The 9,701-nt window shown below is 74.3% G+C and carries 1 protein-coding gene; it reads right to left on the bottom strand.

What is annotated here, in order from left to right; all coding sequences use genetic code 11:
* Positions 1-12: 12 nt before the first annotated feature.
* Complete coding sequence (locus LIV37_RS31985; RefSeq protein ID WP_373920784.1) at positions 13-9,672, bottom strand: type I polyketide synthase; 9,660 nt, start codon at positions 9,670-9,672, stop codon at positions 13-15.
* Positions 9,673-9,701 lie beyond the last annotated feature (29 nt).

Genomic DNA, 9,701 nt, shown 5'->3' with positions numbered 1-9,701 from the left:
ACCCAACGATCCTTAGATTCCGAGTTCCTTGTCGATGAAGGCGAAGACCTCGTCGGGCGTCGCCTCCTGCAACTTCTCCGTCACGGTGCCGCTGTCGCCGTCGGCCGCCTCGGCATCGGCCGTACGGGGCTCCGCCCACTTCGCCGCGAGGTCCCGCAGCCGGGCCGCGATGTCGTCCCGCGCCTCGCTGTCGGGGTCGAGGACGGACAGCGCGGACTCCAGCGCGTCGAGCTCCGCGAGCCCGGGCGCCGCGGCCGTACCGCCGTCGCCCACGATCCGGCCGCACAGGAACTCGGCGAGCGCCGCGGGGGTCGGGTAGTCGAAGACCAGCGTGGCGGGCAGCTTCTGCCCGGTGGCGGCGGTCAGCCGGTTGCGCAGTTCCAGCGCGATGAGCGAGTCGAAGCCCAGCTCCTTGAACGCCCGCCCGGCGCCGACCTCGTCGGTCGAGGCGTGGCCGAGCGCGGCGGCCGCGTTGGTACGCACGACCTCCAGGACGACCAGGGACTGCTCGGCCCGGGAGATCCCGGCCAGCCGCTTGCGCAGCGCGTCCGCCGGGGACCCGTCGGAGGCCGCGCCGGGCTCACCGGCCGGGCCGCCGGTCTCCCGCAGCCGCTTGACCTCGGGCAGCTCGCCGATGAGCGGGCTGGGGCGGACCGCCGTGTAGCCGTGGGCGAAGCGGTCCCACTGGATGTCGGCGACGGCCACGACCGTGTCCGCGTGGTCCAGGGCCCGCTGCAGCGCCGTGATCGCGGCATGCGGGGCCATCGCCGGGACGCCGCCCCGGTCCAGCCGCTCGCCGATGGCGCCGTCGGCGGCCAGCCCCGTCTCGCCCCAGCGGCCCCAGGCCACCGAGGTGGCGAGCAGGCCCGCCGCGCGGCGCCGCTCGGCCAGCGCGTCGAGATAGGCGTTGGCCGCCGCGTAGTTGCCCTGCCCTGCGTCGCCGAGGGTGCCCGCGATACCGGAGAACAGCACGAACGCGGACAGGTCGAGATCGCGGGTCAGCTCGTCCAGATGGCGCGCCGCGTCGGCCTTGGGGCCGAGGACGGTGGCGAACCGCTCCGGGGTGAGCGCGTCCAGGACACCGTCGTCCAGGACGCCCGCGGCGTGCATGACCGCCGTGAGCGGCCGGTCGGCCGGGACGGCGGCGAGCAGCGCCTCGACGGCCTTGCGGTCGGCCACGTCGCACGCGGCGATCGTGACCTCGGTGCCCAGCTCGGTCAGCTCGTCCCGCAGTTCGGCCGCGCCCGGGGCCTCCAGGCCACGGCGGCTGGTGAGCACCAGGTGCTCGGCCCCGCCTGCGGCCAGCCAGCGCGCCACATGGGCGCCCAGCGCACCCGTACCGCCGGTGACCAGCGTCGTACCGGACGGCTTCCACGACCGTACGGCGGGCGCGCCGGCCAGCGGGGCGTGGGCGAGCCTGCGGGCGAACACCCCGGCCGCGCGCACCGCGAGCTGGTCCTCGCCGTCGGTCCCGGCGAGCACCCCGGCGAGCCGGGCCAGCGCCCGCTCGTCGGGCGCGCCGGGCAGGTCCACCAGACCGCCCCAGCGCTCCGGGTACTCCAGGGCGGCGGTCCGGCCGAGGCCCCAGACGAGCGCCTGCTCGGGCGATTCCACCTGGTCCGCACCGCCGACGGCGACCGCGCCCCGGGTGGCGCACCACAGCGGCGCGTCCACCCCGGCGTCGCCGAGGGCCTGGATCAGCACGGCGGAACCGACCAGCCCGGCGCTGACACCGTCGGTGCCGGGCGCGGTGCCCGCGTCGAAGGCGAGCAGCGACAGCACACCCGAGACGGCCCCGGCGTCGGCCAGCTCCTCGCGCACCAGGCGGGTCAGCGACGCGCGGTCCGACTCCACGGCGGTCGGGGTGATCTGCCGCACCTCGGCGCCGCGTTCGGTGAGCATCCGGACCGCGCCGAGCGTCCAGTCGTCGATGGCGGCGGACTCGGGCACGGCCAGCAGCCAGGTGCCGGACAGCCGCGGGGCCTGTGCCTCGGTCAGGGAGGTCCAGGTCACGCGGTAGCGCCAGCCGTCCACCGTGGACTGCTCGCGGGCCTGCCTGCGCCAGGACGCCAGGGCGGGCAGGACGGCGCCGAGCGAGGACCGCTCACCGTCGTCCTCGAACGCGAGGGTACCGGCCAGCGACTCCAGGTCCTCGCGCTCGACGGCCTCCCAGAAGCGGGCGTCCACGGCGTCGGACGGCGCGCCCGACTCGTCGGCCGGGGTGTCGGCCGCCCGCGGCCAGTAGCTCTGGTGCTGGAAGGCGTACGTGGGCAGCTCGACGCGGCCCGCGCCCGTCCCCTCGTACACCGCGTCCCAGTCCACGGCCACGCCACGCGTCCACGCCTCGCCCAGCGAGATGTGGAAGCGGTCCAGACCACCCTCGTCACGGCGCAGCGACCCGATCGCGGCGGCCTCCCGGCCCGCGTCCTCGGCGGTCTCCTGCACACCCATCGTCAGCACCGGGTGGGCGCTGGACTCGATGAACACCCCGAAGCCCTCGTCCAGCAGCCGCCGGACCGCACCCTCCAGCTCAACCGTGCGCCGCAGGTTGGTGAACCAGTACTCCGCGTCCAGCTCGGAACCCTCGACCCACTCCCCCGTCACGGTGGAGAGGAACGGCACCTCGGCCGCCCTGGGCTCCACGGGGGCCAGCAGCTCCAGCAGCTCATCGCGGAGCAGTTCGACCTGCGCGGAGTGCGAGGCGTAGTCCACCGGCACCCGGCGCGCCCGCACCTCATCGGCCTCGCAGGACGCGAGCAGCTCATCGAGGGCCTCCGGCTCACCGGAGACGACCACCGACGAGGGGCCGTTGACGGCCGCCACCGAGATCCGCTCCTCGCCCCACGGCGCGATCCGCGCCCGTACGTCCGCCACCGGAAGCGCCACCGAGACCATGCCGCCCCGGCCCGCCAGCACCCGGCCGATCGCCTGACTGCGCAGCGCCACCACACGGGCCGCGTCCTCCAGCGACAGAATCCCCGCCACACACGCGGCGGCGATCTCACCCTGCGAGTGGCCGACCACGGCCGACGGCCGTACACCCAGCGAACGCCACAGCTCCGCGAGCGAAACCATCACGGAGAACAACACCGGCTGAACAACGTCCACCCGCTCCAGTGACGGTGCGCCCTCCACCTCGCGCAGCACATCCACCAACGACCAGTCGGTGAACTCTGCGAGCGCGGCGGCACACTCATCAATACGGGCAGCGAACACCGGTGCAGCATCCAACAGCTCCACGGCCATGCCTACCCATTGTGACCCCTGTCCTGGGAACACGAATGCGGCCTTGCCCCCGATTGAGGCCCCCTGCACCAGGTTCGGCAGGACCTGCCCCCTAGCGAGGGCGTCCAAACCCCGGACGAAATCGTCCCGGTCCGTGCCCACCAGCACCGCGCGCCGGTCGAAGGCGGCGCGGGTGGTGGCCAGCGAGTGGCCGATGTCCAGCGGGCGCGGGGCCGGGTCCGCGTCGAGGTGGGCCAGCAGCTTGGCGGCCTGGGCGCGCAGCGCCGCCTCGCTCTTGCCGGACACCGTCCACGGCAGCGCGCCGGGCCGCCGGGTCACCGGCTCGGCCTCATCCGGCTCCGCCGCGGGGGCCTGCTCGATGATGGCGTGCGCGTTGGTGCCGCTGAAGCCGAACGAGGATACGGCGGCCCGGCGCGGGCGGCCGGTCTCGGGCCACTCCCGCGCCCCGGTCAGCAGCTCGACCCCGCCCGCCGACCAGTCCACATGCGGGGTGGGCTCGACGATGTGCAGCGACTCAGGCAGCACGCCGTGGCGCAGCGCGAGCACGAGCTTCATCACACCCGCGACACCTGCGGCCGCCTGGGCGTGGCCGATGTTGGACTTGATGGAGCCGAGCAGCAGGGGCTGCCCGTCGGGCCGCTCCTGACCGTAGGTGGCGAGCAGCGCCTGGGCCTCGATCGGGTCGCCCAGTGTCGTACCGGTGCCGTGTGCTTCGACGACGTCCACCTCGGCAGGAGACAGCCGCGCGTTGGCGAGGGCCTGCCGGATGACGCGCTGCTGGGACGGACCGTTGGGCGCGGTCAGACCGTTGGACGCGCCGTCCTGGTTGATCGCCGAGCCACGCACGACGGCCAGCACCGGGTGGCCGTTCTTCTTCGCGTCCGACAGCCGCTCGACCAGCAGCATGCCCACGCCCTCGGCCGGGCTGAAGCCGTCCGCGTCCGAGGAGAACGCCTTGCTGCGGCCGTCGGAGGACAGTCCGCGCTGACGGCTGAACTCGATGAAGGTGCCCGGGGTGGCCATCACGGTCACCCCGCCCGCGAGCGCGATCGAGCACTCGCCCTGGCGCAGCGACTGGACGGCCAGGTGCAGCGCCACCAGCGACGCCGAGCACGCGGTGTCCACGGTGACCGCCGGGCCCTCCAGGCCGAAGGTGTACGAGAGGCGGCCGGAGACGACGCTCGCGGCGCTGCCGGTGGCGAGGTGGCCCTCGTAGCCCTCGGTGTTGTTGCGCATGACGATGGAGTAGTCGGAGCCGTTGGTGCCGACGAAGACACCGGACGGGCTGCCGTGCAGCGCGGCCGGGTCGATGCCCGCGCGCTCGAACGCCTCCCAGGACGTCTCCAGCAGCAGCCGCTGCTGCGGGTCCATCGCCATGGCCTCACGCGGCGAGATCCCGAAGAAGGTGGGGTCGAAGTCGGCGGCCCCGGTGAGGAATCCGCCCTCGCGGGTGTAGCTGGTGCCCTGCGCGTCCGGGTCCGGGTTGTACAGCGACTCGATGTCCCAGCCGCGGTCGCCCGGGAACTCCGACAGCGCGTCGCCCCCGGAGGCGAGCAGCTGCCACAGCTCCTCGGGGGTGCGCACCCCGCCCGGGAAGCGGCAGCTCATGGAGACGATGGCGATCGGCTCGTCGTCGGCGAGCGCCGCCGCCGTCGGCAGCGCGGCCACGGCGGCCCGCTGCCCGCCCGCGATCTCGGTGCGCAGATGGCGCGCGAGCACGGTCGGGGTGGGGTAGTCGAAGATCAGGGTCGGGGGCAGCTTCAGCCCGCTGGCGGCGCTGAGCCGGTTGCGCAGCTCGACGGCGGTCAGCGAGTCGAAGCCCAGCTCCTTGAAGGCCCGGCCCGCCTCGACGTCGTCGGCGCCCGCGTAGCCCAGGACGGCCGCGACGGCGGTGCGCACCAGCTCCAGCACCAGCCGCTCCTGCTCGGCCTCCGCCACCCCGGCCAGCTGCTGGGCCAGCGCGACCGCGCCCGCGCCGTCCGCCTCGGCGTCCCCGGCCATGTCCTGGATGACGTCCCGCGCCTCGGGCAGGTCGTGCAGCAGCGGACGGGAGCGGCCGGAGGTGAAGGCGAGGACGAAGCGCTTCCACTCCATGTCGACGACGGTGAGCACCGACTCGTCGCGGTCCAGCGCGTGCTGGAGCGCGGTGACGGCGGCGCGCGGCGCCATCTCGATGACGCCGTGACGGCGCATCCGGTCACCCACGCCGCCCTCGGCCATTCCGCCCTCGCCCCACGGGCCCCAGGCCAGCGAGGTGGCGGGCAGGCCCTGGGCGCGGCGGTGCTCGGCGAAGGCGTCGAGGAAGGCGTTGCCCGGCGCGTAGTTGCCCTGGCCCGGCGCGCCGAAGGTGGCCGCGAAGGAGGAGAACAGCACGAACGCGGACAGGTCCAGATCCCGGGTGAGCTCGTGCAGATGGCGGGTGGCGTCCACCTTGACCTTCAGCACCCGGTCCACCTGGTCCGGGGTCAGGCCCTCGATCACCCCGTCGTCCAGCACGGCGGCCGTGTGGACGACGGCGGTCAGCGGGTGTTCGGCGGGGATGTCCGCGAGCAGCGCCTCGACCTGGGCGCGTTCGGCCACATCGCATGCGGCGACGGTCACCTTGGCGCCGAGCTCGGTCAGTTCGGACCGCAGATCCGCCGCGCCCGGGGCGTCCAGACCACGGCGGCTGGTGAGCACCAGGTGCTCGGCCCCGTTGCCGGCCAGCCAGCGCGCCACATGGGCGCCCAGCGCCCCCGTACCGCCGGTGACCAGGGTGGTGCCGGTGGGCTTCCAGGCCCGTACGGCGGGCGTGGCGGCCAGCGGGGCGCGCACCAGACGGCGTACGAGCCGCCCGGTGGCGCGGATCGCGACCTGGTCCTCCTCCTCGGCCCCGGCGAGCACGGTCACCAGCCGGGCCAGCGCCCGCTCGTCGGGCGCCCCGGGCAGGTCGACCAGACCGCCCCAGCGCTCGCCGTGCTCCAGCGCGGCCACCCGGCCCAGGCCCCAGACCAGCGCCTGCTCGGGGGAGTCCAGCGGGTCCGCGCGGCCGACGGAGACCGCGCCACGGGTGGCGGACCACAGCGGCGCGCCGATCCCCGCGTCGCCGAGGGCCTGCACCAGCGCGAGCTGCGCCGCCACCCCGGCCGGGACGGAGGGGTGCCGGGGGTGCGGACTGCCGTCGAGGGCCAGCAGTGACAGCACTCCGGTGAACGGGATGCCGTCGGTCTCCGCGAGCGCGGCCCGCAGCCGCTCGGCCAGCTCGTCGCGGCCGTCGGTGTCGGTGTCGATGTTCACGGCGATCCGCCGTACGTCGGCGCCGCGTTCGGCGAGCACACCGGCCACGGCGTCGGTCCAGGTGTTCCCGGTGGCCCCGGTGCCCTCGGCGTCTTCTGTGTCTCCCGTGTCCGGGGCGACGACGAGCCAGGTGCCGGTCAGCCGCGCGGACTGCCCGTCGGCGAGCGGCTTCCAGGTGACGCGGTAGCGCCAGCCGTCCACCGTGGACTGCTCACGCGCCTGCTTGCGCCACGAGGCCAGGGCGGGCAGCAGCGCGCTGACCCGCTCGTCGCCGTCGACGTCCAGCTCGGCGGCGAGCGTCTGCCAGTCCTCGCGCTCGACGGCCTCCCAGAAGCGGGTCTCGACGGGGTCGGCGGCGATGGCGGCGGCAGCGGCGGGGCTGCCCGCCTCCAGCCAGTAGTGCTGGTGCTGGAAGGCGTACGTGGGCAGCTCGACGCGGGCCGCGCCCGTACCGTCGAACAATCCGGCCCAGTCCACGGTGACGCCCCGCGTCCACGCCTCGCCGACGGAGGCCCAGAAGCGGTCCAGGCCGCCCTCGTCACGGCGCAGCGAGCCGATCGCGGCGGCCTCACGGCCCGCGTCCTCGGCGGTCTCCTGCACACCCATCGTCAGAACGGGGTGCGCGCTGGACTCGATGAACGCGCCGAAGCCCTCATCGAGCAGCCGACGAACCGCACCCTCCAGCTCAACGGTGCGACGGAGGTTGGTGAACCAGTACTCGGCGTCCAGCTCGGAACCGTCGGCCCACTCCCCCGTCACCGTCGACAGGAACGGCACCTCGGCGGCCCTGGGCTCCACGGGGGCCAGCAGCTCCAGCAACTCCTCGCGGAGCAGTTCGACCTGCGCCGAGTGCGAGGCGTAGTCCACCGGTACCCGGCGCGCCCGCACCTCATCGGCCTCGCAGGACGCGAGCAGCTCGTCCAGCGCCTCGGGCTCACCCGAAACCACCGCCGAGGAGGGGCCGTTGACGGCCGCCACCGAGATCCGCTCCTCGCCCCACGGCGCGATCCGCGCCCGTACATCGGCCACCGGGAGCGCCACCGAGACCATGCCGCCCCGGCCCGCCAGCACCCGGCCGATCGCCTGACTGCGCAGCGCCACCACACGGGCCGCGTCCTCCAGCGACAGAATCCCCGCCACACACGCGGCGGCGATCTCGCCCTGCGAGTGGCCGACCACGGCCGCCGGGACGACGCCCAGCGAACGCCACAGCTCCGCGAGGGACACCATCACCGCGAACAGCACCGGCTGGACCACGTCCACGCGCTCCAGCGACGGCGCCCCCTCCGCACCCCGCAACACATCGACCAGCGACCAGTCGGTGAACTCCGCGAGCGCCGCCGCACACTCCTCGATCCGCGCCGCGAAGACGGGCGAGGCGTCCATCAGCCCCACCGCCATACCGGCCCACTGCGACCCCTGCCCGGGGAAGACGAACGCCGTGCGGCCGCCGACGACGGAGCCCTGTGCGACGCCCGCCGCCATGCCGCCCTCGGCCAGGACGGTGAGCCCGGCCAGCAGTTCGTCACGGTCGTGGCCGCGCACCACGGCGCGGTGGTCGAGCTGGGCCCGGGTGGTGGCCAGCGAGAGAGCCACGTCCACCGGGTTCAGGGACGGGTCGGCCTCGAGGTGGGTCAGCAGCCGCTCGGCCTGGGCGCGCAGCCCCGCCGCGCTCTTGCCCGACACCGTCCACGGCACGACGTCGAGCCGCTTCGTCGGGGCCGTCGGTCCCCCGGTGGCCTCCTCGGCCTCCTCGGCCTCTTCGGCGGGGGCCTGCTCCAGGATGGTGTGGGCGTTGGTGCCGCTGAAGCCGAAGGAGGACACGGCGGCGCGGCGCGGATGGCCGGTCTCCGGCCAGGGGGTGGTGTCGGCGAGCAGCGACACCGCACCCGCCGACCAGTCCACATGCGGGGTGGGCTCGTCGATGTGCAGCGTCTTGGGCAGCACGCCATGGCGGATGGCCATGACCATCTTGATGATTCCGGCGACACCGGCGGCGGCCTGGGTGTGCCCGATGTTGGACTTGATGGAGCCGAGCAGCAGCGGCTGCTCCTCGGTGTGCTCCTGGCCGTAGGTGGCGAGCAGCGCCTGCGCCTCGATCGGGTCGCCCAGCGTCGTACCCGTGCCGTGTGCTTCGACGGCGTCCACATCGGCGGCGGAGAGACGGCCGTTGGTGAGCGCCTGGTGGATGACGCGCTGCTGGGACGGGCCGTTGGGCGCGGTCAGACCGTTGGACGCGCCGTCCTGGTTGACGGCCGAGCCCCGCACGATGGCCAGCACCGGGTGGCCGTGCCGGCGCGCGTCCGACAGCCGCTCGACCAGCAGCATGCCGACGCCCTCGCCCCAGCCGGTGCCGTCCGCGGCGGCGGCGAAGGGCTTGCAGCGGCCGTCGGCGGCGAGGCCGCGCTGCCGGCTGAACTCGGTGAACGTCGAGGGCGTGGCCATCACGGTGACACCGCCCGCCAGCGCCAGCGAGCACTCGCCGTTGCGCAGCGCCTGCACCGCCATGTGCAGGGTGACCAGCGACGACGAGCACGCCGTGTCGACGGTGACCGCCGGGCCCTCCAGACCGAAGGTGTACGACACCCGGCCCGACGCGATGGAGCCGGAGCTGCCGGTGCCGAGGAAGCCCTCGACGCCCTCGGGCACGGAGTCCAGCCGCGAGGTGTAGTCGTGGTACATCACGCCCGCGAACACACCGGTCCGGTGGCCGCGCAGCCCGGTCGGGTCGATCCCGGCCCGCTCGAACGCCTCCCACGAGCTCTCCAGCAGCAGCCGCTGCTGCGGATCCATCGCCATGGCCTCGCGCGGCGAGATCCCGAAGACCGCCGGGTCGAAGCCGCCCGCGTCGTAGAGGAACCCGCCCTCGTTCACATAGCTGGCGCCCGCCTGGTCGGGGTCGGCGTCGTAGAGCGACTCGACGTCCCAGCCACGGTCCGTGGGGAAGCCGGAAATCGCGTCCTCGCCGTCCAGGACGAGCCGCCACAGCTCCTCGGGGGTGCGCACACCGCCCGGGTAGCGGCAGCTCATCGCGACGATCGCGATGGGCTCCTGATGCCGCTCCTCGACCTCGCGGAGCTGCCGACGGGCCTGACGCAGATCGGCGGTGGCCCGCTTGAGGTAGTCCCGGAGCTTGTCCTCGTTATTCACCATTGCGTCGGCTCCTTGCGAAGGGGGAG

This window comes from Streptomyces rapamycinicus NRRL 5491 (genome assembly GCF_024298965.1).
In the GTDB taxonomy this organism is placed as follows: Bacteria; Actinomycetota; Actinomycetes; order Streptomycetales; family Streptomycetaceae; genus Streptomyces; species Streptomyces rapamycinicus.
The sequence above is the reverse complement of the archived record's forward strand: the minus strand, read 5'-3'. Positions and strand labels throughout refer to the sequence as shown.